This window comes from Photobacterium sp. 270122K, from assembly GCF_059941365.1.
Genome location: NZ_JBPOEN010000003.1, coordinates 334,439 through 357,071, shown reverse-complemented (window position 1 = coordinate 357,071; position 22,633 = coordinate 334,439). Strand labels below are relative to the sequence as shown.

24 protein-coding genes are annotated in these 22,633 nt (G+C 46.5%); 11 read left to right on the top strand and 13 right to left on the bottom strand.

The genetic code is table 11. The features are described from left to right. The first annotated feature begins 147 nt into the window (after positions 1-147). The 4 genes from ACSF8W_RS07695 to ACSF8W_RS07680 all read left to right on the top strand — a co-directional run bounded on the left by ACSF8W_RS07695 (position 148) and on the right by ACSF8W_RS07680 (position 2,720). The gene (locus ACSF8W_RS07695) at positions 148-1,059 is read left to right on the top strand and encodes a polyprenyl-phosphate transporter (RefSeq protein WP_500846429.1); all 912 of its coding nucleotides are present in this window, start codon (positions 148-150) and stop codon (positions 1,057-1,059) included. Between the two features lie 175 nt (positions 1,060-1,234). Then, positions 1,235-1,696: a hypothetical protein gene (locus ACSF8W_RS07690; protein ID WP_500846427.1), complete on the top strand. Its 462-nt coding sequence runs from the start codon at positions 1,235-1,237 to the stop codon at positions 1,694-1,696. After that, on the top strand, positions 1,693-2,283 hold the full coding sequence (locus tag ACSF8W_RS07685) for an SCO family protein (RefSeq protein WP_500846426.1): 591 nt from the start codon (positions 1,693-1,695) through the stop codon (positions 2,281-2,283). The genes ACSF8W_RS07690 and ACSF8W_RS07685 overlap by 4 nt, the downstream gene beginning before the upstream one ends. A gap of 173 nt (positions 2,284-2,456) precedes the next feature. Beyond that, positions 2,457-2,720, top strand: coding sequence for an Lpp/OprI family alanine-zipper lipoprotein (locus tag ACSF8W_RS07680; protein ID WP_047875312.1), 264 nt, complete (start codon positions 2,457-2,459; stop codon positions 2,718-2,720). Between the two features lie 42 nt (positions 2,721-2,762). Here the strand turns inward: ACSF8W_RS07680 and ACSF8W_RS07675 are convergent, their stop codons facing one another. Continuing rightward, positions 2,763-3,434 carry a response regulator transcription factor gene (locus tag ACSF8W_RS07675; RefSeq protein WP_500846424.1) on the bottom strand — a complete coding sequence of 224 codons (672 nt, stop codon included), beginning with the start codon at positions 3,432-3,434 and terminating at the stop codon, positions 2,763-2,765. An 814-nt stretch (positions 3,435-4,248) separates the two neighbouring features. Between ACSF8W_RS07675 and codB the strand changes: the two genes are divergently transcribed. After that, positions 4,249-5,508 carry a cytosine permease gene (gene codB, locus ACSF8W_RS07670; protein ID WP_500846423.1) on the top strand — a complete coding sequence of 420 codons (1,260 nt, stop codon included), beginning with the start codon at positions 4,249-4,251 and terminating at the stop codon, positions 5,506-5,508. A gap of 13 nt (positions 5,509-5,521) precedes the next feature. Then, positions 5,522-6,808 (top strand): cytosine deaminase, encoded by a 1,287-nt coding sequence (locus ACSF8W_RS07665; RefSeq protein ID WP_500846421.1) that lies wholly within the window; start codon positions 5,522-5,524, stop codon positions 6,806-6,808. A gap of 171 nt (positions 6,809-6,979) precedes the next feature. Here ACSF8W_RS07665 and ACSF8W_RS07660 read toward each other — a convergent pair whose 3' ends face one another. Together ACSF8W_RS07660 and ACSF8W_RS07655 are read right to left on the bottom strand one after the other, a co-directional pair. Then, positions 6,980-8,200 carry a S1 family peptidase gene (locus ACSF8W_RS07660; RefSeq protein ID WP_500846419.1) on the bottom strand — a complete coding sequence of 407 codons (1,221 nt, stop codon included), beginning with the start codon at positions 8,198-8,200 and terminating at the stop codon, positions 6,980-6,982. Between the two features lie 186 nt (positions 8,201-8,386). Continuing rightward, positions 8,387-8,872, bottom strand: a complete 486-nt coding sequence (locus ACSF8W_RS07655) for a hypothetical protein (protein WP_500846418.1) — start codon at positions 8,870-8,872, stop codon at positions 8,387-8,389. Positions 8,873-9,117: 245 nt separating this feature from the next. Here ACSF8W_RS07655 and ACSF8W_RS07650 point away from each other — a divergent pair, with 245 nt between their 5' ends. Next, on the top strand, positions 9,118-9,681 hold the full coding sequence (locus tag ACSF8W_RS07650; RefSeq protein WP_500846416.1) for a PhnA domain-containing protein: 564 nt from the start codon (positions 9,118-9,120) through the stop codon (positions 9,679-9,681). Positions 9,682-9,842: 161 nt separating this feature from the next. Here ACSF8W_RS07650 and ACSF8W_RS07645 read toward each other — a convergent pair whose 3' ends face one another. The 5 genes from ACSF8W_RS07645 to ACSF8W_RS07625 all read right to left on the bottom strand — a co-directional run bounded on the left by ACSF8W_RS07645 (position 9,843) and on the right by ACSF8W_RS07625 (position 13,854). Further along, positions 9,843-10,511, bottom strand: a complete 669-nt coding sequence (locus ACSF8W_RS07645; protein ID WP_500846414.1) for a YdcF family protein — start codon at positions 10,509-10,511, stop codon at positions 9,843-9,845. 158 nt (positions 10,512-10,669) lie between these two features. Then, positions 10,670-11,209, bottom strand: a complete 540-nt coding sequence (locus ACSF8W_RS07640) for a YaeQ family protein (RefSeq protein WP_500846412.1) — start codon at positions 11,207-11,209, stop codon at positions 10,670-10,672. Between the two features lie 200 nt (positions 11,210-11,409). Beyond that, positions 11,410-11,724: a GIY-YIG nuclease family protein gene (locus ACSF8W_RS07635; RefSeq protein WP_500846411.1), complete on the bottom strand. Its 315-nt coding sequence runs from the start codon at positions 11,722-11,724 to the stop codon at positions 11,410-11,412. Positions 11,725-11,853: 129 nt separating this feature from the next. Further along, positions 11,854-12,522 (bottom strand): YceH family protein, encoded by a 669-nt coding sequence (locus ACSF8W_RS07630; RefSeq protein WP_500846410.1) that lies wholly within the window; start codon positions 12,520-12,522, stop codon positions 11,854-11,856. A gap of 384 nt (positions 12,523-12,906) precedes the next feature. Beyond that, entirely contained in the window at positions 12,907-13,854 is a 948-nt protein-coding gene (locus ACSF8W_RS07625) for a GGDEF domain-containing response regulator (protein ID WP_500846408.1), read from the bottom strand. A gap of 283 nt (positions 13,855-14,137) precedes the next feature. Here ACSF8W_RS07625 and ACSF8W_RS07620 point away from each other — a divergent pair, with 283 nt between their 5' ends. From ACSF8W_RS07620 to ACSF8W_RS07610, 3 genes are all read left to right on the top strand, one after another. Next, positions 14,138-14,590 carry a DUF3069 domain-containing protein gene (locus ACSF8W_RS07620; protein ID WP_500846406.1) on the top strand — a complete coding sequence of 151 codons (453 nt, stop codon included), beginning with the start codon at positions 14,138-14,140 and terminating at the stop codon, positions 14,588-14,590. 146 nt (positions 14,591-14,736) lie between these two features. Then, positions 14,737-17,100 (top strand): fatty acid cis/trans isomerase, encoded by a 2,364-nt coding sequence (locus ACSF8W_RS07615; RefSeq protein WP_500846707.1) that lies wholly within the window; start codon positions 14,737-14,739, stop codon positions 17,098-17,100. Between the two features lie 193 nt (positions 17,101-17,293). After that, on the top strand, positions 17,294-17,959 hold the full coding sequence (locus tag ACSF8W_RS07610) for a cytochrome b/b6 domain-containing protein (protein ID WP_500846404.1): 666 nt from the start codon (positions 17,294-17,296) through the stop codon (positions 17,957-17,959). Positions 17,960-18,155: 196 nt separating this feature from the next. Here ACSF8W_RS07610 and ACSF8W_RS07605 read toward each other — a convergent pair whose 3' ends face one another. The 5 genes from ACSF8W_RS07605 to ACSF8W_RS07585 all read right to left on the bottom strand — a co-directional run bounded on the left by ACSF8W_RS07605 (position 18,156) and on the right by ACSF8W_RS07585 (position 21,427). Beyond that, positions 18,156-18,407 (bottom strand): hypothetical protein, encoded by a 252-nt coding sequence (locus tag ACSF8W_RS07605; RefSeq protein ID WP_500846705.1) that lies wholly within the window; start codon positions 18,405-18,407, stop codon positions 18,156-18,158. Positions 18,408-18,708: 301 nt separating this feature from the next. Further along, positions 18,709-19,020, bottom strand: a complete 312-nt coding sequence (locus ACSF8W_RS07600) for an antibiotic biosynthesis monooxygenase family protein (RefSeq protein ID WP_500846402.1) — start codon at positions 19,018-19,020, stop codon at positions 18,709-18,711. A 397-nt stretch (positions 19,021-19,417) separates the two neighbouring features. Then, the gene (locus ACSF8W_RS07595; RefSeq protein ID WP_500846401.1) at positions 19,418-19,933 is read right to left on the bottom strand and encodes a P-loop NTPase family protein; all 516 of its coding nucleotides are present in this window, start codon (positions 19,931-19,933) and stop codon (positions 19,418-19,420) included. Positions 19,934-20,275: 342 nt separating this feature from the next. Continuing rightward, positions 20,276-20,686 (bottom strand): hypothetical protein, encoded by a 411-nt coding sequence (locus ACSF8W_RS07590; protein ID WP_500846399.1) that lies wholly within the window; start codon positions 20,684-20,686, stop codon positions 20,276-20,278. Between the two features lie 291 nt (positions 20,687-20,977). Continuing rightward, positions 20,978-21,427 carry a c-type cytochrome gene (locus ACSF8W_RS07585; protein WP_500846397.1) on the bottom strand — a complete coding sequence of 150 codons (450 nt, stop codon included), beginning with the start codon at positions 21,425-21,427 and terminating at the stop codon, positions 20,978-20,980. A gap of 304 nt (positions 21,428-21,731) precedes the next feature. On the opposite strand from ACSF8W_RS07585, the gene ACSF8W_RS07580 reads away from it, so the two are divergent. Beyond that, positions 21,732-22,559 carry a DUF2797 domain-containing protein gene (locus ACSF8W_RS07580; RefSeq protein WP_500846395.1) on the top strand — a complete coding sequence of 276 codons (828 nt, stop codon included), beginning with the start codon at positions 21,732-21,734 and terminating at the stop codon, positions 22,557-22,559. Positions 22,560-22,633 lie beyond the last annotated feature (74 nt).

Genomic DNA, 22,633 nt, shown 5'->3' with positions numbered 1-22,633 from the left:
GCACGTAAAACCACAGGCTACGTCAGTGAAGATGTAAAAAATGTCTAAAACCGCTTTTCACCTTCCATCACCGATGAAAAAGCACTTTTTTTTCACGTTAAATAGGTATAATGCCACCAGTTTCTCATTCAATTACTACGGAAAACCATGAGTAAAGTATTTACTTTTCTAAAAGGGATGGCCATGGGAGCGGCGGATGTCGTACCTGGTGTTTCTGGCGGTACCATCGCCTTTATTACAGGCATTTACGACACACTATTAGAAAGTATTCGTCGTGTTAACCCAAGCCTGATAGGCCTTTGGCGTCGTGAAGGATTCAAGGCGGCTTTTGCCCATGTGAACGGCACTTTCCTGATTCTGCTATTATCAGGCATTTTAACCAGTATCTTTACCTTTGCCCGCGTGATCACGTGGATGTTGCATACCCACCCGATCCCACTGTGGTCCTTTTTCTTTGGTTTGATCATCATTTCGGTGATCCACATGTTTAAGCAAATTGAAAAATGGAATGCAACCTGCATTATCGCCGTCATTGCCGGTGCCGTGTTTGCCTACGGGATCACCGTATTGCACCCGCTGACTCTCGAACCGACCTATTTCAATATTGTGATTGCAGGCTCTATTGCTATTTGTGCCATGATCCTGCCGGGTATTTCAGGTAGCTTCATTTTGCTACTCCTCGGCATGTACGGCCCTATTTTGGGTGCAGCAAAGTCAATGGATGTTGTGACACTGGGCCTGTTTGCCACAGGCTGTGTCATTGGCTTGTTGTCATTCTCTCACGTACTGTCTTGGGTGCTGCGCCACTACCGCGATATCGCGCTGACGTTCCTGACTGGCCTTATGATTGGTACGCTAAGCAAAATCTGGCCATGGAAAGAAACCCTCACGTGGCGCACCAACTCTAGCGGTGAGCAAGTGCCGTTGCTAGAGCAAAACCTGTCGCCGTTCAGCTTTGAACAAGCCACTGGCCACCCTGCACTGCTGGGTTACGCTATCTTGGCCATGATTCTGGGTATCGCCTTGGTATGGGGCCTAGAGAAAGTGGCGGAGAAATAATCGCCCCGTCATGTGAACACTGACACCAATAAGCAGCCGCTTGCCTCTATGTCTTTATCAAACAGAGGGATAAGGCTGCTTTTCTTTTGCTCCATCACAAAACGAACAGCTTCTTTCTACGTGTCATCCCGCCAATGGTATGATCGGCCATGTTTAATGTGTCGGTAACCTGTCCATGTTCTTAACCTTCCATAAATATGCGCTGCTTATCGGTCTGACCGCCGTTTCCCTGATGATCTATTTTCATGATGCGCCGTTGCCGACGCTCAGTTCGTCATCCTCCCCTGTGTCACAAACACACTGTGCGTTGTCCACTGCGCCTTGTCACCAACAAGGGACGGCAATATCATTAGACAGAGACGTTATTCGACCGATGGAAAAAGCGCGTATCACCGTAGATTGGCCTGCGCTGCCTGCGGATGTCACTGCACTGATGCTGTCGCTGGAGGGGGAAGAAATGATGATGGGGGTGTATCAAATGCCATTAACCCGTCAGACCTCGGACACGGCGTTTTCCGGCGAGCTAACACTGCCTTTTTGTACGTCTGAACACATGACGTGGCTCGGTCAGATTCATCCTGCCGGTACAACAGATAACCGTCAGTCGCTTTCTATTTCAATAAGGATGATCAAGTGAAATACCAATGGATAATTCTTGCACTGGCGTTAGGTGCCGGCTTATTTGCAAGCTTAGTGGTGGATAAACGCAACAATGCGAATTTTGAACCGGACTACCCGATCAGTCTTTTGGAAACAAAAGACAAAGCCGTCGATCTGTATCGAACCGATGACCCACGTGTCCGGGTGGTTTATTTCGGTTATACCCACTGCCCAGACGTTTGCCCGACATCGCTGGCAGTCATGTCTGCCGCGTTACAAAAAATTGAACCAGCACAACTTGATCGCTTGTGGCCCATCTTTATTACGCTCGATCCTGCACGGGATACGCCTGAAAAAAGTGCCGAATACGCGCAATATTTCCACAAAACAATTATCGGGATGACGGGTACACAAAAACAAACCCAGGCGCTGGCAGAAAAATACGGCGTGCTATACATGAAAACCGAACTAAAAGACTCCGCGTTAGAGTATGCCGTTGACCATAATTCGTATTTTTACTTCCTTGCACCAGACGGTACGTTACTGCAAAAAGTACAACATACATTGAACCCTAATCGGTTGGTGGAAGCGATAAATACCGTACTGGACGCCCCTGCAAGCTGACATTAATAGCACGACACAGACCCGCCACGGCGGGTTTTCTCAACTTTGAGAGAAAAAAATTGCCAATAAATGGGTGATTAAGCAGCAATTTGAGCCATGTCTGCCATACTAACTCTGCCGATTGATTATTTAACACTCGGTTTGTAGTGGCAAATAAAGGAGAAGAAAGAAAAATGAACCGTTCATTATCTATCCTTACAGGTATTATTCTGAGTGCGACTCTGATTGGTTGCTCTAGCTCAGACGAAGTCGATCAAATGCAGCAACTCACTAACAAAGTCGATATGCTCTCTGATCAGGTAGGTGCTTTGCAAAGTCAGCAAGATCAAATGGCAGGCGCTGTTAACGACGCTCGTGCAGCATCCGACGCAGCTTACCAAGAAGCAATGCGCGCTAACCAGCGTATTGACAATATTGCTAGTTCTTACAGAAAGTAAAATACAAAAGTGGCGCTTATGCGCCACTCTTTTTTCCTGCGTTTAGGCCAAATGGCCAACGGTTTCAAGAAAACTGTACCCCTTTCCCCGCACCGTCTTTATATGCTGCTTCGACAAACCTGATTGGGTCATTTTTCGGCGAATGTTGCTGATATGCATATCCAAGTTACGATCAAATGGACTTAAGTCTTTCTTTAAGACCACTTTTTGCAGTTCCGCTTTTGAAATAACCATACCGTTATTCTTCACCAAGTACTCCAATAATTCACACTCGGTACCGGTAAGCGGTAGCTTTAGTAACTGGTCAATCACCACTGACGCAGAGTATCCCGCACTACTGCGTTGACGTTCTAAGCCCACTCGTCGCATCATGGCTGTCATACGTGCCAGTAGTTCCGGAACACGAAATGGCTTAGGCATAAAATGATCCGCCCCCGCCTGCAAACCATTCAAAAGCGTCGTTTCATCATTCAATGCCGTCAGCATGATGATCGGCGTGGCAAAACATTCGCAAATTTGACGTGCGACTTCCATGCCATCCGCCTTTGGCAACATGACATCCAATAAGACGAGATCAACAGCATGCGCATGTAAATACGCTAAGCCTGACTCACCACAATGTGCATAATGTACGTCATGCCCTTCTTCACTTAATACTTCATCAAGCAATTCGCACAATACAACATCATCATCAATTACGAGTATTTTTGACACAAATTCACACTAATAAAAATCATTATCATTACAATGTGGATTATTCAGGGTAAACGGCACACAGGCAAGTAAAATATCCGCTCTTCATGGCAATTTTCTCGCCAACTTTTAACCGTATTGCGTTTCATTTGTGTAAATTATCCTGCATCAAGATCATTGAATTTACATGTCTTTTGCCACTCATAAATCTTGACTTTAGCAAAAGCGGCACGGGGATTAGGCTTCAGGCATTTCCCACAGAGTTACTCACAGCTTCTGTGGATAACAAAGTTATCCACAATCTAGCAGCCACTCACTCCGGTCGATCGCTTGCCTTTTTGAGCTCAGCCCCACCATCGTTTAACGCGCACATAAAACGAACAATTCTGCCAAGCGAAACAGCTTAAAACAGCGAACTAAATACAAATATCACGCCTACCCCCTAATTTTAACACCTAACCTGTGCTTTGAATGCATATAATATACGGAAATATTGATTTATCATCATAACGACGAAAAGCAAACGTTATCCATCAAAATCAAAAATACATAAACACCATTTTTGGCACATAAACACACTTGCATAACCAGTAAGGCGTAAATGCACATAATTGCATCCACAAACTGCACGATACAAACGTTTACCTGTGATTATAAATAAAAAAATCATAACTCAAGCCACTGATTATTAGAGAATAAAAACAAAACACACCAACAAAGGTACACCTAAGACGAAAATCATCATTGACATCTAAAACCATTAAAATAGAATACGCGCCGTTTACCTACTCGGTAGGTATAAAAGGACAGATACTTATAACGCAAGAGGTATACAATGGCTGGTGATAACAACTACAGTTTGGGGCCTGTGCCACAGTCGGCACGAAAAGGTGTGATTTCCCTTACCATGGTGATGTTGGGGTTAACCTTCTTTTCTGCCAGTATGTGGACAGGGGGGACATTGGGAACCGGTCTCTCCTATGATGATTTCTTCCTCGCTGTGCTTATTGGTAACCTCATTCTCGGTATCTATACTTCTTTTCTTGGATACATCGGCGCCTCTTCTGGTCTTTCTACTCATCTTCTTGCTCGTTTCTCTTTTGGTGCCAAAGGCTCCTGGTTACCCTCTCTGCTGTTAGGCGGCACACAAGTGGGTTGGTTCGGTGTTGGGGTTGCAATGTTTGCCATCCCGGTGCATAAAGCCACTGGCATTGACACCACTGTTCTTATTCTTGTTTCCGGTCTCTTAATGACCGTCACCGTTTACTTTGGCATTGCCGCTCTGATGATTTTGTCAGCCATTGCCGTTCCAGCGATTGCCCTGCTGGGTGGTTTCTCCGTCTTTGAAGCCATTAACAACATCGGGGGCATTGAAAACCTTCAAGCTCTCACCCCTGAACAACCGCTCGACTTCTCTACCGCACTCGCCCTTGTTGTTGGCTCCTTCATTTCTGCTGGCACACTCACTGCTGATTTCGTTCGCTTTGGCAAAAAGCCAATGAGTGCCGTCATGGTGACCATGATTGCTTTCTTCCTCGGTAACTCTCTGATGTTTATCTTTGGTGCGGCCGGTGCCGCCGTGACGGGCCAATCAGACATTTCAGAAGTGATGATCGCGCAAGGCCTGCTTATCCCTGCCATCATTGTGCTTGGCCTGAATATTTGGACAACCAACGACAACGCGCTTTACGCCTCTGGGTTAGGGTTTTCCAATATCACCGGCTTACCGAGTAAGCACCTCGCCATGATCAATGGTGTGATTGGTACCCTGTGTGCGGTTTGGCTTTACAATAACTTTGTCGGCTGGTTAACATTCCTTTCGGCGGCAATTCCTCCTATTGGCGGTATCATCATTGCAGATTTCGTGAAAAACCGTCATCGTTACAAAGATTTCGCTAACGCTGAATTTAAAACCGTCAACTGGGCCGCTATTATCGGTGTCGCCATCGGTGTGGCAGCTGGCCACCTACTGCCAGGTATTGTCCCTGTGAATGCCGTACTGGGTGGCGCAATCAGCTTCCTGATTTTAGACCCACTGTTAAACCGTAAAGCCGCTCAAACAACAACGAAAAAAACATGTGCGACTCACGCATAAAGGACAAAAAACGATGCAAACCTCAACTACTCTGATTCAAAATGTCACGCTGCGCGGCAAGGATGGCCTGCATCAAATCCTCATTGAAGACGGTGTCTTTAAGACTATTGCGACAATGGATGAAGCATTAGCACATAACGGTAATGTACTGGATGGCGAAGGCGGCATGGCCATTGCGCCGTTCTGTGAGCCACATATTCATCTGGATACCACCCAAACGGCCGGTGAGCCAAACTGGAATATTTCAGGCACGCTGTTTGAAGGCATCGAACGCTGGGCAGAGCGTAAATCCATGCTGTCCATTGACGATGTGAAGCAGCGCGCCAAGCAAACACTCAAATGGCAAATTGCCAACGGTGTACAGCATGTTCGTACCCACGTCGATGTGTCTGACCCGACGCTGATTGCGCTGAAAGCCATGCTGGAAGTGAAAGAAGAGATGAAGCAATGGGTAGACATCCAAATTGTGGCCTTCCCACAAGAAGGGATCTTGTCTTACCCAAACGGTAAAGAACTGCTGGAAGAAGCCGTTAAGCTTGGCGCCGATGTGATCGGTGCGATTCCGCACTTTGAATTTACCCGCGAATACGGCGTAGAATCACTGCATTACGCGTTTGAATTGGCACGCAAGTACGACCGTCTGATCGACGTACACTGCGATGAAATCGATGACGAACAGTCGCGCTTTGTTGAAACCGTTGCCGCACTGGCACACAAATACAACATGGGCGACAAGGTCACTGCAAGCCACACCACGGCGATGCACTCGTACAATGGCGCTTATGCCTCTCGCCTGTTCCGTCTGTTGAAAATGTCAGGGATCAGCTTTGTGGCCAACCCGCTGGTGAACATTCACCTGCAAGGCCGTTTCGATGATTACCCGAAGCGTCGTGGTATCACACGCGTGAAAGAGATGCTGGCCGCCGACATTAACGTGTGTTTCGGCCATGATGATGTCTTTGACCCATGGTACCCACTCGGCACGGCCAACATGCTTCAAGTGCTGCATATGGGTCTGCATGTGTGTCAGATCATGGGCTACGACCAAATCAACAATGGCTTGGATTTGATCAGCACAAAGTCAGCACGCACCCTGAATATTCAAGACCGCTACGGCATTGATGCTGGTAAGCCAGGTAACCTGATCATTCTACCGGCAGAAAATGGCTTTGATGCGGTTCGCCGTCAGGTGCCTGTGCGTTACTCTATCCGTCACGGTAAAGTGATTGCTGAAACACAACCTGCAACGACCCAAATCCATTTGGGTGACGCGGCCGAAGCGGTAACGTTCCGTCGTTAATCAGTTAATAGCTGAATCCGTTAATCCGGTTTTCGTAAGCCACAAGCTTTTGTGACAAACAAAAATGCCACCTGTTAACCGGTGGCATTTTTTATGTGCGGCTTTTATGTGCGACAGTAAGGTCTATGTCATCAGCACGCTGTCAGCATTCGACCACAGTGAAGCTCATGTTCACGCTTTACGGCGAAGCCAGCCGAGCGCCAACAATGAAAGTAAACCTGCACCAATGCCACCACCCGATCCTGAATTCTGGATCATGTCACAATTTGTGTGGCTAACACCGTCTGAATTCGGGTTACACTGATTCGTTTTATCATCGGCGATAAAATTCGGTTCTGTTATCGGACTGCTCGGGACATTTGCAATTGTCTTTTGTACCCACGCATTGTATGTACCGACACGGGTATAGAATGACGGACGGGACACTGAACCACAAATCGGTGTACCCACGACACCGCCACTGACGATACCAATCTGAACCCAATTGCCATTGGCATCTTGCGCACGTAACGGACCGCCACTATCCCCTTTACAAGAGTCAGCACCGTAATCACCGGTATAAATCGGATCTTTGTCAACCGGGTTGCCGTCTTCGTCAGTTTCAGGATCCGGTTCGACGATAACAATGTCATCGCGAATTTCTGGTGAAATGCTACAAATCTTCGTGACATCAAACGGGCTTTCGATAATGCCATGAACGGTATTGCCTTTCTCAATCAACTCGAAGCAATCTGCAATAGGAAGATGTGTTAACTCGGCGGTTTGTAATCGGTTGGGTATTTCAGAGCCACCAACATCGACTGCACCCCACCCTGATACCGACGTATTTTTCACACGGTTAGCGGCATCCCATTCTGCGGATAAACGTGCGTCAATTTCATCGGCCACCTCAGAGGTCGCGAGGGTAATCGGTGTCACACTGTCAGCCGGAAACGCACGGTGAACGCGCAACAGCGCAATATCGCTGTATAGCCCGGTTCTTTTAACCGTAATCTCCCCGTTGTAGTCTTGTTCAATCTCACCATCTGGGGCGTAATCAGGGTGCACAACCACATGAGACACCGAATACAAATTGCTGATAGAGGGTAGACTGAGCGTCGGAGAGCCAACGGCCACATTCAGGTTATGGGGTTGGATAACGAAGTATTTACCCGTCGAACCCGCGGTAACCACACAGTGGGCGGCAGTGACTAGCCAATTGTCAGCAATGACAGAAGCACCACAGTTGTGTGCATTATCTGCGGGTACCACACGCAATGAAGCCATCCAGCTTTGGGTACCGATATCAGTAACGGGATCACCACCGACCACATACGGGGTGATGTTTGATGCGTTTGCCGCCATCGACGAGAAACACATCGCGGTTGCCAATGCCAGAAAAGCCTTTTTCATGCCTGAATACTCCAAAATCCATTTGTTTTTGGGAGCGTATCAGTGCACAAGGCGATGAAAAGGTATAAAACCCATTTATGCGAGTGAACACAGCGTCGTAAACGCCGAATATAGCGCCTTCGCAATCATTCCGTGTTTGAGATCACACTATTGTTCAGCGGGGCTGACAACAACATGACGGCACACTTAATTCACTTCGTTACCCGTAATTGGACAGTGACTGGTGGTAATATCAAAATCCACATATTTCCCACCCAAATGGGAAGCAATCGTTGGATAAAAGCCTAACTGTGCCGCTTCATCAATATTTTCCATATCAATGGTATAAATTTCAACACCAAGCATTTTTACGGTATTTGGCAAGCACGTGCTGCTGTCGCCCGATAAAAAGCAGGTTCTTTCGCTGGCATCAATATAGCCACATTGCTTTTCTTCTTTAATACCAAGGTTGCTGAGACCATTGACATCCCCCTCAGGTAGTCGTTCAAGAATATCAAATAAGCTATTCTCTTTTGCTTCTTCTATCGTGTAATAGTGGGTAAATCCATCAATTTGAAGCTTAAAGCCATCGACAGCAAAAACACGGGTATTGCCTTCTATCGTCGCTTTTACGTCTTCATCTTCACAGCCTAAAATAGCCAGTGCAGACAGTAAAATTATCGCCTTTTTCATTATTGTCCTTAATATTTCAACAATTCTCGCAGAAGACGGTCATTTTAGCGTTAAAATAACGGAATACGACCTTTTACTATGCAGATATTGTACATCTGCATTTTCGTGTGAATTTCATACACTACAGCGTTGAATATTGTGATCTTGATCTGGATTCCTTCCCTTCTGAGGATTTGGTGGCATAATATAAACCGAACAGTTACCTGTATGGTAAATTCACCATTACACTTCTACGGACTAATCCCATGAGTATTGAATCAATCGTTAAGCAGCGTTCAGGCGCAAAATGTGAACTATGTGCATCTGAAGATAACCTAAGTGTCTATGAAGTACCGGCATCTCCAGACAAAACAGCCGGTAGCTGTGTGATGCTATGCGGTACTTGCCATACTGAAATCGAAGATGCTGATACGCTAGATCAAAACCACTGGCGTTGCCTAAACGACAGCATGTGGAGCCAAGAGCCTGCTGTACAAGTAATGGCTTACCGTATGCTTAAACGTCTTTCTTCTGAAACATGGGCACAAGATCTGCTTGATATGATGTACATGGAAGAAGACAAAGTTGAGTGGGCTGAAAAAGGCCTATTGGCTGACGAAGACAAGCCACGCGATGTTAACGGCGTTGAACTGAAGAAAGGTGACGACGTCACTATCATCAAAGATCTGCCAGTTAAAGGCTCTAGCATGGTGATCAAACAAGGTACTGCGGTACGCGGTATCAACCTGACTAACGACCCTAAACACGTTCAGGGTAAAGTAGACGGTCAGACCATGTTTATTATTGCAGAATACTGCCGTAAGAAATAAGGTGCACTTGGGTAGCCTCTCGGGCTACCCAACCTTTCAATCGTTTTCTCTTCACTTCCACTTAGCGTCAATCCGTTTGCTTCACGTCAACGCTCTCGTCTTCGCCTCAACGTCTCTTTACACAACCAAGCAGATTTTTTCATGTATCGGTATTTAGGGAATCAACCTGTCTTTCTGATCGGATCATCCAGCAATAAATGCTCGTGAAAACCTAATGCCACCAAGGCTTCAAATGCCTGCCACACATCCTCGGGTATTGTCTGCTCAATCGCAAAACCGTAAGACGGGTACACTTTTATCCGCTGCAAATCCCCCAGCATCACATTGATCACATCGCTATACGACAAGAGTTCATTCGGGTAGTTATCAAAACGGATCGGCGGTGAACTGACAGTCACGGTTTTACCCGGCCATACCTGCATAAACGTGGCGTAGGTTCTGCGCTCCATAAAGGGCTTTTGAACCAAGATAAAACGCTGCGGATCTAACCCCTTCATCGCTAACAATGCTTGGGTAAATTGAATATTTTCGCCGGTATTGGTGGAATGCGGTTCAATGAGAATAGCGTCTTCAGGCACGCCCATGTCGATTGCAATGGCCGCAAAGGCTTCGGCCTCTGAACGTTCAAACAGTCCCGCAGTTAATACGCCGGCACCACCTGACATCACGATATACGGCGCGTAGCCGTCAAGATAGAGTCTTGCAGCATGTTCGGCGACACGAATGTCATTGCTGCACAGCACAAAGAGACAATCACTGGGGGTGATTGTGTGGTTGAGTAAGTGGTAATCCCATACTTTAGTGGCTAAGGCATGAATGTGGGAAGACATGGCAATACTCCCTGTTTGCGTATATTCACGAAAATTCAATGGCAGCCTAAGCTGCCATACATAATAGGAATATACCCTAGATTGACCACGAATAATGACTTTTCAATGACAAGCGCGTGATCGGGGCGCATTTTCACGCCAAGACCTGTAAATAAGGCTTAGCGGTGCCACCATTCAGGGGTTAATGTGCAGCTTTTATCACCCGCACTCAACCAGCCTTGCTCACCTTCAATGGTCAACTGCAGCTGCATGGTACGCTCAACCATGGTTTCAAGAATAGCCAAGGTTTCATCATCAAAGAACACCACTGACACGTTACCAAACTGCGTTACTTTACTCTTGTTTTGCTTCCACCAAATCGCCGCAGCATTATCGCCGTAAGTGGCAATGATCACTTTCTTGGCTTTATGTGCTGCTTTTTTAATGCGCTTTTCATCAGGCTGACCCAGGTCGATCCACAGATCAATGTCATCCGTCAGGCTTTTCGTCCACAATGCCGGTTCATCAGCTTCACACAACCCTTTCGTGAATTGCAATGCTTCATCGGCATTCAGGCCCCACATCACCAAGCGAAGCATCAAACGTTGCAGCGTTTCAGAGGGGTGGCATGCCAACGTATGCGATTGGTCAAGGTATACGTGACGATCTAAATCAGCAACGTTAAATTGCGCTTTATAAATGGTGGCTTTAAGTGCCATGATGTTCTTTCCTGCTCGTTTGCTGATGCATCTCCCCACCCATGGGGAAAATATGATGCCCGAGTGTAAGTCCTAGTTATTCCGCATTCAAATTCTAATTCGTACTCTGTCTGATATTTCTATCTACACCACAACAAATTGATTAAATTACCAACAATCACACGGTTATCCGCTACGCAAGCAACATCCTGAACGATGTCTTACCCCTGAATATCGATCAATTCAGCAACAGTGCATTCCCTCGCCACCAGCCGCTCTTTTTTCTTTTTCGGTAGCTGTTTGATCCGGTACTCCACTTGCATTGCCTTACGCTTGTCACCGATTTCCTCAGACCATGCCAAGCTCAGTGGCCCTTTGCCTTTAAGAAATTTGGCCCCCTGTGGGGTAGACTGGTGTTCACGGAAACGGCGTTCAACATCGGTTGTCACCCCGCAATAGAGCTGATTTGCCGCCGTTCTAATTAAATAGACCGACCATGGCGGGGAAATCTTCTCAGCCGTTTTTTGTTCTGTCATTACACCCTATCCGCGAATTCAAGCTCAACATAAAAAAAGCCCAGCAAACGCTGGGCTCGGTGATTCATTATTACTGATGCATGCATAGCCGCATGTATAGGCACATATATAAGCGTATGCGCCAAACGGTTATGACGTTAGTGAATCCAATAACGCTTTTAGCTCCGCCATCTCTTGTTTCAGTTCTGCCACCTCGTGCTCTAGCGACTCAATGCGCTCAAGATGCGCTGATGCCGCCGCAGGGGCTGTTGTGACAGAGGCCACCTGAAACGCGTCTACATCCACTTCACCACAGAAAAGGTGCATGTAACGGCAATCACGCTTCGTTGGCTCTTTCGGCAATTTCACCAAGAAAGGCCCTTTCGGATGGTCAGCTAAGTGATCCATTACCGTTTCCGCTTCTTTCACGTCACTGAACGTGCAAAGGCGATTGGTTCGTGTGCGGATTTCCCCTGCCGTCTGCGCGCCACGTAGCAGCATGACACAAAGCGCCGCTTTTTCTTGTGGAGAGAACTGGAACGTACTGAATTCTGTATTACAGAAACGGTGTTGATATTTGGCGACACGACTACCAAAGCCTGCCGTCACCTCTTGAATAAAGCGTTTCGCTTTCAATGCTTCAACCGTATCCAATACCGTCGCTTCATCCAGCGCCATCACAGGCTCTCGACTACTCTTCTGGTTACATGCGGTTGTTAATGCATTCAACGTTAACGGGTATTGATCCGGGGTTGTCACCTCTTTCTCAAGCAGACAACCCATCACGCGCGCTTCAATTTGTGAAAAGCTAATATCCATGATCTTCACTCACCCTTCTTTCATACAATACGAATTCAACTGGATAAACCTGCATCTTTTACTCTACCCCTGCCCACAAAGGCGGCATGGGTCTATACCAAGATATGTTCAGTGGAATTCGCACTGGCTCGCTGGGAGATTAGCATGGTCGGGGGTAACAACAAGCACAAAGTGTGTTATTTGGTTGTAAATTCAGCAAATGACACTGAAGTAAAATTTTTTTGTTACCCAGATCAAAAAAATCGCAATGCTTTACCGTGTTTTATGCCTAAGATCACGGCATAAGAAAGGCGGTGACGCAGGAAGTGGCGTGGTGGTATATAGGGGGGAAATTAATGGACCAGAGAATACCAGTCCATTTATTCTGCCTTTTTGCATCAATGCTTAGGTAAATTCTGCCGCGACAAAACGGTTACGCCCTTGCGCTTTGGCTTTATAGAGTACCTTGTCGACGATTTCATACATATTTTCAGCCGTCTCTAGCCCGGTGGGTACCCATGACACCATCCCTTGGCTGACCGTGACACTGTCTGCCGTTAAAGACTGTGAATGGGGAATATCCAACTGGCTAATCGCATCTTTCAATCGTTCACATTCGCGCACCGCACGGGTTTTGTCGCAATTGCTCAGCAGCACCACAAACTCTTCACCGCCGTACCGAGCCACCAGCTCCCCTGCTCGACTGAATTGAATTTTCAGTTCTTTCGCTACTTGTTGCAAACAGCGATCCCCTTCTAAGTGACCATAATGGTCATTGAAGGTTTTAAAGTGATCGACATCTATCATGATCACGGTAAACGGGAAATTATTTCGCCCGTGCCAAGAGATAAATTCGTTGAACTTCGCATCCAAATGTCGGCGGTTGGCAATACGGGTCAAACCATCTTCATTCACTTGCTGGGATAATTTCTCGTTGGCCGATTCCAATTTGTTGGAGGCATCTTTGAGTTGATGACGCATATCGGCAATACGCTGCATGGCTTTCAGTTTGGCCGCAAGCACAATCTTATTGACGGGTTTGACTAGATAATCATCACCGCCCATATCAATCGCCGTTGCGATCATCTCTGGTTCATCATGTCCGCTAAGGAAGATGATCGGCACCCATTCTGGATAGATCTGACGAATTTTTTCTGCCGTTTCAGTGCCCGACATCTCTGGCATACTGATGTCCAACAATAAAAGATCAGGGTCAAAAGAGGCGTATCGGTCGATCGCTTCTTTGCCCGACGATACTGCTTCAACCGTATGCCCTAAACGCTGCAGACGCATTGCTAACTGCATGCGTTCTAAGTGGACATCGTCAACCAGTAAAATCCGCATCGCTTCCATGTAGGTATCCTATTGATATATTAGCCATTCCCATAGGGTATTTATAGCACAGGTATGATGAGAACCCAGTTTTGTTCATCAATTTCAATCAACTCTCCCCTTTAACGTGATAAAGCTAACAGGTTTACGCATTACATGACTATTATTCGTTAACATGCGGGTTATAGTACCCGTATGTTCAACGCCTGAGCTTGTCACACATACAACGTACGGTTACTGTTGACATTTATTCAAAGGGCTTTAGGATTCCCACCCTAAACAATTCATGCTGTAGGAATTAGCGATGTCTGATATCGAAAACAAAGAAGAAAAAATCGTTGAAGAAGTAACATATACACTGGAAGATTGCTCTCCTGAGCTAAGCCATGTGATTAAATATGAAGAAGTACCTGCTGAGCTGCAGGACATGCTAATCAACGTGTACAAAGCTTCTGAGCCAACTTCCCGCGAAGCATGGAACCAACTACCGGCTAGTGCGCAAAACGTACTGGACAACTTCGAGCAGTTCCACGCGCTGATCGCACTTAGCCAGAGCTACTCAGGTGTCGATTTCCTAGGTGAGATGCAAGAGACAGAAAAACCTTCTGATATGTCAGACGAAGAGTTTACTGACTACAAAGCAGTCATGCTAGACAAAGTGCTACACAACTGTGTGAAAGACATGTGTAAGCAGCTGAAGAAAGCCCGTCAGAACCCACCAATGAAGCGTGAGTTCCAGGAAATCTTCAAGAAGTAATACCAGACAGGGAGCACGCGCTCCCTGTTTTTTCATCTAAATACTCTCTCGCCAACCGCCCCACCCTGACTCATCGCGCTTTCAGGGTATATACTTTTCTCCATCATCACTTTGTTACAGAAAGCCTTTTCATGCCTCAATTTTTTATACACCGTAAACGCTTCTTCCTCGTTTTGCTCACGCTTGTTTTTTCCGGATGTGCCGTGTACGCCGGCCTGAATTTCGATCAACGTTATGGCAAAGCGGTACCACAAGACCGTATCGTGCCCGCAGCAACACCGCTGGCCAATCACTACCTCACAGAGGTTAAACCTATTTTGGAAAACCGCTGTGTCGTCTGCCACGCTTGCTACGATGCGCCGTGCCAGCTCAAACTGTCTTCCGCAGAAGGCATCGATCGCGGCTCGAATAAAACCAAAGTGTATGAAGGCACTCGCTTGCTGGCCGCCAATACCACCCGCATGTTCATTGATGCACAAAATACCGCTCAATGGCGTGAAAAAGGCTTTAATGCCGTTTTGAATGAACGCGAACAATCGCCAGAAGCCAATACTCAAGCGGGCGTGATGGCGCGTTTACTGCAATTAAAACAATCGCACCCGCTGCCAGATCAAACGGTGCTCGATCATGAACAGTGGGGCTTTTCGCTCGACCGTGATCAGCAATGCCCGACCATTGAAGAAATGGCGCAGTATGAGCAAAGTTATCCGAAATGGGGGATGCCGTATGGCTTACCGCAAATCAGTGATGCTGAAAACACCACATTAATGAACTGGCTGACCGCTGGTGCGCCTATGGCCAGCGTGCCCGCCCCCGATGCAGCTATCCTGAAACAGGTTGATGAATGGGAAGCTTTCCTCAATGGCGAGACGTTAAAACAGCAACTTGTCAGCCGTTATATTTACGAGCATTTATTTGTCTCGCATCTGTATTTTGCCGATCACACCAAGCCGGTTTTCTTTAACCTCGTGCGCTCACGTACTGCACCCGGCACTCCGATTGATGTGATCGCCACCCGCCGCCCGTTTGACGATCCCGGTGTCAATCGGGTGTATTACCGTTTCCAACAAGTGCGTGAAACCATTGTTGATAAAACGCATATGCCTTATGCCTTGAGTGCGGCCAAAATGGCACGCTATGCCGATCTGTTTTTTACACCGACTTACACCGTTTCTGCCTTACCGGGCTATGCGCCTGAACTGGCCGCAAACCCGATGGAAGCGTTCAGCCAACTGCCCGTTAACAGCCGTTACCGTTTTCTGATCGACAACGCACAGAACACCATCATGGGCTTTATCAAAGGGCCTGTATGTCGTGGTCAATTGGCCTTGAACGTCATTAATGATCGCTTCTGGGTGTTCTTTGTTGATCCCGCCATGTCGGATACCCCCAGTGTGGATGCGTTTTATCAAACCCAAGCCCACAACCTGCGCTTACCGGCAGAAAAAGAAAGCAACACCTTGCCTATCCATAACTGGATCAACTACGCCAAACAGCAAGGGCGTTTCCTGCGTGCAAAAAATGCGTTTTTGGATGACACCTTCAAACATGGCGAACACCTGACCACCGATTTAATTTGGGATGGTAATGGCGTTAACCCACACGCCAGCTTGACGGTGTTCCGCCACTTTGACAGCGCCACGGTTACCAAAGGCTTGGTCGGTGCACAACCGAAAACCGCGTGGGTGATTGATTACTCGTTGCTTGAACGCATTCACTACCTGCTTGTGGCTGGTTTTGATGTGTACGGTAACTTTGGCCACCAGTTAATTACCCGCATGTATATGGACTTCCTGCGCATGGAAGGAGAATCCAACTTCCTGTCGTTGCTACCGACTGACGTACGTCGTCAGGAATTAGCCGATTGGTATCAGGGCGCGAATCAGCAGCTCAGTGATTTCTTGCAAGGCGACGTGAATGCGTTTGATCAGCCGACGGGTGTGAAGTACACCACCGCGGATCCAAAGCGTGAATTACTTAATCGTCTAAAAACCAAACTGGCACCTGTCACACCGCACCGTTATGACTTGCGTGAAACGCCACTATCAGCCAACGCGATCACCGCTTTAACGGATATTGATCGCCTACACGGCATTTATACGCATTTATTCCCAGAGCTGACCTTTATCATCGTTGAACCGACCGACGCCACAACGGAGCCTCAGTTATTTACGTTGGTGCGTAACAGTGCCCACAAAAATATTTCGAGCTTATTTGATGAAGAGTCAAACCGTGTGTATGCAAAAGATGACGTCACACTGGTACGTGGCTTAATTGGCAGCTACCCAGGCGCATTTTGGCAGGTGAAAGAAGCACAATTGCCATTACTGGCCGTTCAGGTGAAGCATGTGAAGAGTGAGCAAGATTATCGCGCGCTGCTAGATACCTTCGGCGTGCGACGTACGGCTGCTGACTTCTGGCCATTCAGTGACAAGCTGAACGAGATTAATCATCGTGATCACCCCATTGAAGCGGGCTTGTTAGACTATAACCGTATTGAAAACCGCTGATCCAGCGGGGTTTCATCATCATACAAAGGGCCATTATCGGCCCTTTTCTTTTATCAGTACCCATCAAAACAAGTGTGAAATGTAAATCAATGAAAATGAGATACTGCCAATGTGTCACTTATGAGTAAAATAATTGTCATTCGCCGTGACGATACAAGGTCATAGGGCAGCACAATGTCGCAAGGAGAGCATCATGGCAACATCCACCACCACATTACCTATTTGGGATGGATTCATTCGTGGATACCATTGGCTACAAGCGTTGTCGGTATTAGGACTGTGGTATACCGGCACGGAAGGCTTAATGGATTGGCATTTTTCTATCGCCTATTTCCTCATGGCGTTGTTGCTTACCCGCCTCATCTGGGGCGTATTTGGTAGCGATACCGCACAGTTCCAACAATTTGTTCGCCCTCCTCGCGCCGTATTGGCCTATTTTCAGCGCCCTGACAACGCCACCCAGCACGGCCATAACCCAGCAGGTGCCTACATGGTGCTGTTCTTCATGTTGTTATTGCTATCGCAATTGGTAACGGGACTTTTTGCCAATGACGACATTATTTCAGAAGGCCCACTAGCCTATATGGTCAGCGGGGCCACCAGCAGTTTGATGACCGGTATTCACGCACTGAACTTCGATGTGTTGTTAGGGGCGATTGGCTTACATGTCGCTGCGGTGCTCATCTATCTACTTAAAAAAGACAACCTGATTACCCCAATGCTTCATGGCAAAAAACCGTCACAAGGCCTCCCTGCCCCACAATTACGTAACGGCATTATCGGCTGGGGCATTTTCTTGGTGATCGGGTATGTGATTTACACCTACTGGGCAAAAGAGGTGGTGGCGTATTTATTTTGATCACAACGACGTCAATGCAATTCCATCAGGCCTGACAAATTAATCAGCCGCCGCCATACCATTGGTATGGCCCAACATACTATTGATGGTGACCTTGCTGCCAATAATAGCGTGCTGATACTCTTTTCATGCTAAGTCCTTTTCACCATGAAGCGAAAATCTTACCATCTAATAAAGTGTCGGAATCATAAAACCGCTACAAAGGCCTGTCTTCTGGATGGTCTTGATACCAAGCTTCAAGCAGCTCTCTTCCGAAAATGATTTCCGTCTGCATGTGCATACAAAGTAAAAAGATAACGAGCACCAAACTGACGCCGTTCACCCAGCGTAATGCTTGCTTCCGTTCTTCATCGTAGAAATACATACTGATACCGACAAGGATGAACGGATATGAAGCGAGCAATACTAACAACCAACCGAGGTAGCTGGAGATTGCCATTTCTGTCATTGCACCGGCCATTACAGCCTCCTGGATAAACGAGGGATTTTGTTTAACCAGTATCCAGACTTTTCGTCTAAACTCCCGCTGTCATTGACGCTATTTATGAATATTCTCGACCTGATCACTGCGCTATGGCGATCTCTGTCAATTTATTGCAGGGGAACGACGAACCAATGGTTGATGATGAAGAATGGGATGATAAAGAGTTACAGCTATTTACGGGAAAACAGAATAACGCAGGGCACGAATAGTTGACTCAACGAATAAGAAAGAACAATCGCCAAGCATGAGATGCCATCGTCGTTTGCTATAACCACATGTTTTCGCGGACTTCATAATGGTTAACGTGACGATCGGGATTTAATTTATACTTCTCATCTTCTGGATACAATTTAGCAATACTTATATCTTCGCCAGAAAATGCTTTGATACACTCAAGATCTTTCCAATACGTCAGTAACGTAATTTCTGCATCGCCATCTAAGTCTCGATTGAAAATTTGTGCCCCAAGAAAGCCAGCGGTACCCGACGTATCTTTAATGCCAGTTTCATATAAATAGGCGATAAAGCCTTCTTCGAATGCTTTAGGGCAAGTTGCTTTCCATTCCCTTGCTATCATAAATACTCCATTTTATCGTGTGGTGATAACGAATGACATGGACTCTCCCTCATCCGGCCCAGCTACACTTGATGAGTCTGGTTCAATAAAACCTCGGAGGCCCCCTATCACTTTTAATCTATAGCATTGATCTTATTACGCAATTCAACGCAAGTGAGTGTCAGTATCCATGGCGAAGCTACGACAGGCAACATGTTGAGCCACAAAACGGCCTTTACAACGTAAAACTCAGGGGGCGCTCTAAGGTTCTTGTAACGTTTTTGCAAACCTACCACCCTCGCTCATCGAGATGGGAGCGTGTGGCAGGAAGATGGTTGTGATCCGGCATTCGATGCTTCGAAATGGCGTCATATGGGATGAAAACATCGCCAAAAATTCGCTATTGACGCCATCGTCGTTATTTAGCGTGCGCTAAAGCAAAGTCATTCAACTCAGAAACTGTTTTGATTATGTAGACATCTTTACTACTCGAGTATTCAATTAGCGTAGCGGTGAAGTCATCGTTCCAGAACTTAGGACACAACTTAAGTGTCTTGTAGCTATTCACTGTCCCTTTTAATATTGAACTTCCATCAGGCCACCCCTCTGGCTTTACAAAGAGCCCTTTCAAAAGGCGCTTGGTCACAAACCAGTAGCTGACCGAGTATGGCAGATCGATGTAAACGAGAGTGTCTGCTGCCGCTAATCGCTCGTTAAAAGCACCGATGGGTCCAAGACCATCAATAACCCAAGATTCTGAACGCAGAATAGCACTGTGTGCAACGTCAAATTCTTCTCGAGCTATAAACTCACCGTTTGGTTTGTAAACGAGTGAATCTAGTTGATGAAGCGGTAAACCGCTTGCTAAGGCTAATGATTTGCTTACTGTAGATTTCCCGCTACCCGGCTTTCCAAAAACAGCTACCTTTTTCATTTAAATCCCTTTCAGAGGTTAATTCCCAAAAGGTAGAAAAAGAAAACCCACCTTCTAGGGTGGGGTCGATTTATCCAAAGTCTATCAAAATCCCACCATTCCTAAGGAATGATGATAATTCGTTTATTGAGTTGCAATAGATTAAATTTCATACAACCAATGTCATATAAATACGGTCAATTGTCAATTGTTCTACGCATTCAGGATAGTAGTTCGCAAAAGCATATAACACCGCCATAATTAGTGCCACGGCACACTTACCAAACCAGCCAAATTTCAGACCAAAAATGCGCAACAAAACGGATCAAGTCCAGCATCAAATTAATGGTATTGTTAGGTGAATTACTCACAAACCATCTCGGGACGTAAAGTAGGCTTTCCAGTAAATGCATCAAAGTACAATAAACTTTTATCACGCTCCCCCATCATCATTTGTTCTGCAATCATCAGTGCAGAAAAGTAACCCACAGGAGTTGATACTTTAGGGGCTCCATTCCGATAAGTTTGAATGTTTAATATTGCTTTTGAACTCTCAAACTTATCGGATTCAAGATTTATGCTTGCGACCATTCCATTGTAACCCTTGGACAATTTGGGATGAGTTACATACCCAGTGACCGAGCAATATGGAATACCATACGAGCAATTAACTTCAAATACATTTGCTTCTTCTTGCAATTGATATGAACAAATGCCCGCGAATGAAAATCCCGAATATACAAGCAACAACTGACCGAATACCTGTTTAATCAAAGCTACCTCAATTCACCTAACAACATGATATACGAAATGATGCTACGTTACCGCTCCACACATCTCTGTTGGCACATGCCAATATTATCATTAACACATTGATATTAATCGACTAATGAAAATCAAGAAAGATGAATTGTAGAATTATTCTACACATCACACGCTATATTTTCCGCATCTGCGTAATCTATCACGTTATGAAACGCGAAAGCCTTCAGACGTGAAAAAGCCGACAATCACGTCGGCTTCTGTAATGAGTCACTGCTCTGCGCATTTGACGCCATGCAATGATTACTTGTATTTATAATCACTGTGGCAAGATTTGCAGTTCTTCGCGGCCACACCAAAGGCTTTCTTGGTGGCGCGTTCATCCCCTTCCATCGAGACTTTCGCTAGGTTGTTCATGTCGGTTTGAAATTTTGTCAACTTGGTTGTAAAGCCCGCCCAATCAGACCAAATGGCAGGTTTCGCTTTGGTGTTATCCCCAGCCTCTGCCCCTTTAAACTGGAAGGCTTCTTCCGGCATTTGAGCCAGTTGCGCGATAAACTGTGCACGCTGGCTGAACTGGTTTTGATCCCAGTCTTTACGCCCTTTCACCATGTTGGCCATGTCACCAAAGTTCGTGGCGATCATGCTAAATGCCGCTTGACGGTATTCGACCGCCTCTGTCGGTTTTTCAAACGGACTGGCTGTTACCCCTGCGGCAAACAACACACCGGCAATCATTAGTACTTTTTTCATTGCTCACTTCCCTATTCTTTTATCACCCTTGACGGCGTCCCTCACCCTTATTTCACGGCGTGATGCCACTCAAGTGTCTGTGGGTATTTCGCCAAAATGATAACAAGTTACCGATCATTGTAAATAATGTGCAGTCGCATATTACAAACATTTACATAACCAATTCGCTACACACCCTACCCCATGTGATATGCCGCGTTTTATGGCACGTATTGGGACAGTTTCACCGCATCTGATTGCCCATTCTCGGATTCTTGCAGCACAACCGCAGCGAGGCTGGTATGATCTAACAAAACACACAATAATGAGCAAAGTCATGCAAGGAACGTTAAGTAAAATGCATTCCCACCTCGGGGATGTGGTGGAGTACCAATTACCGATTGGCGACCAACGTGTTGCCCTGAATCCCTACATTGCTCATCCGCTGAAGCTGACCTTTACCGGCAATATTTTCTGCGATGCGTGCGGGAAAAAAACCAAGAAAAGCTATTCACAAGGCCACTGTTTCCCGTGCATGAAAAAGCTGGCACGTTGTGACATGTGTATCATGAAGCCGGAAACCTGCCATTACGCCAAAGGCACGTGCCGCGAACCAGAATGGGGCGATACCCACTGCATGGTGCCGCATTACGTGTACTTGTCGAACACCTCAGGCTTGAAAGTGGGCATTACACGCCACACACAATTGCCAACCCGTTGGATCGATCAAGGGGCAACACAAGCGCTAGCTATCCTGAAAGTGAAATCCCGCTATTTATCCGGCCTGACTGAAATTGCCCTTGCCGAAATGGTGGCGGATAAAACCAACTGGCGCGCCATGTTGAAAGGCGATAACGCCAATATCGATCTGAAAGCGGAAGCCGCTCGCCTACTGCCCGCGATTGAAGCGCGTATTACGGAACTACTGAGTGAGTTTGGTGATGATGCGATTGAGCGATTGGATAACGAGGTTGTGGATATTCACTATCCGGTACAGCAGTACCCGACCAAAATTGCCTCACACAACTTCGACAAAGAACCGGTGGTTGAAGGTATTTTGCTCGGCATTAAAGGTCAGTATTTGATTTTCGATACCGGTGTGATCAATGTGCGCAAATTCTCCAGCTACGAAGTGACGCTAGAAACGCCATAATCGTTGCTTAACGAGACAAACAAACGGCGGCGAGTAGTCATTCCCCTCGCCGCCTTTTCCGTGTTTTTAGTTGA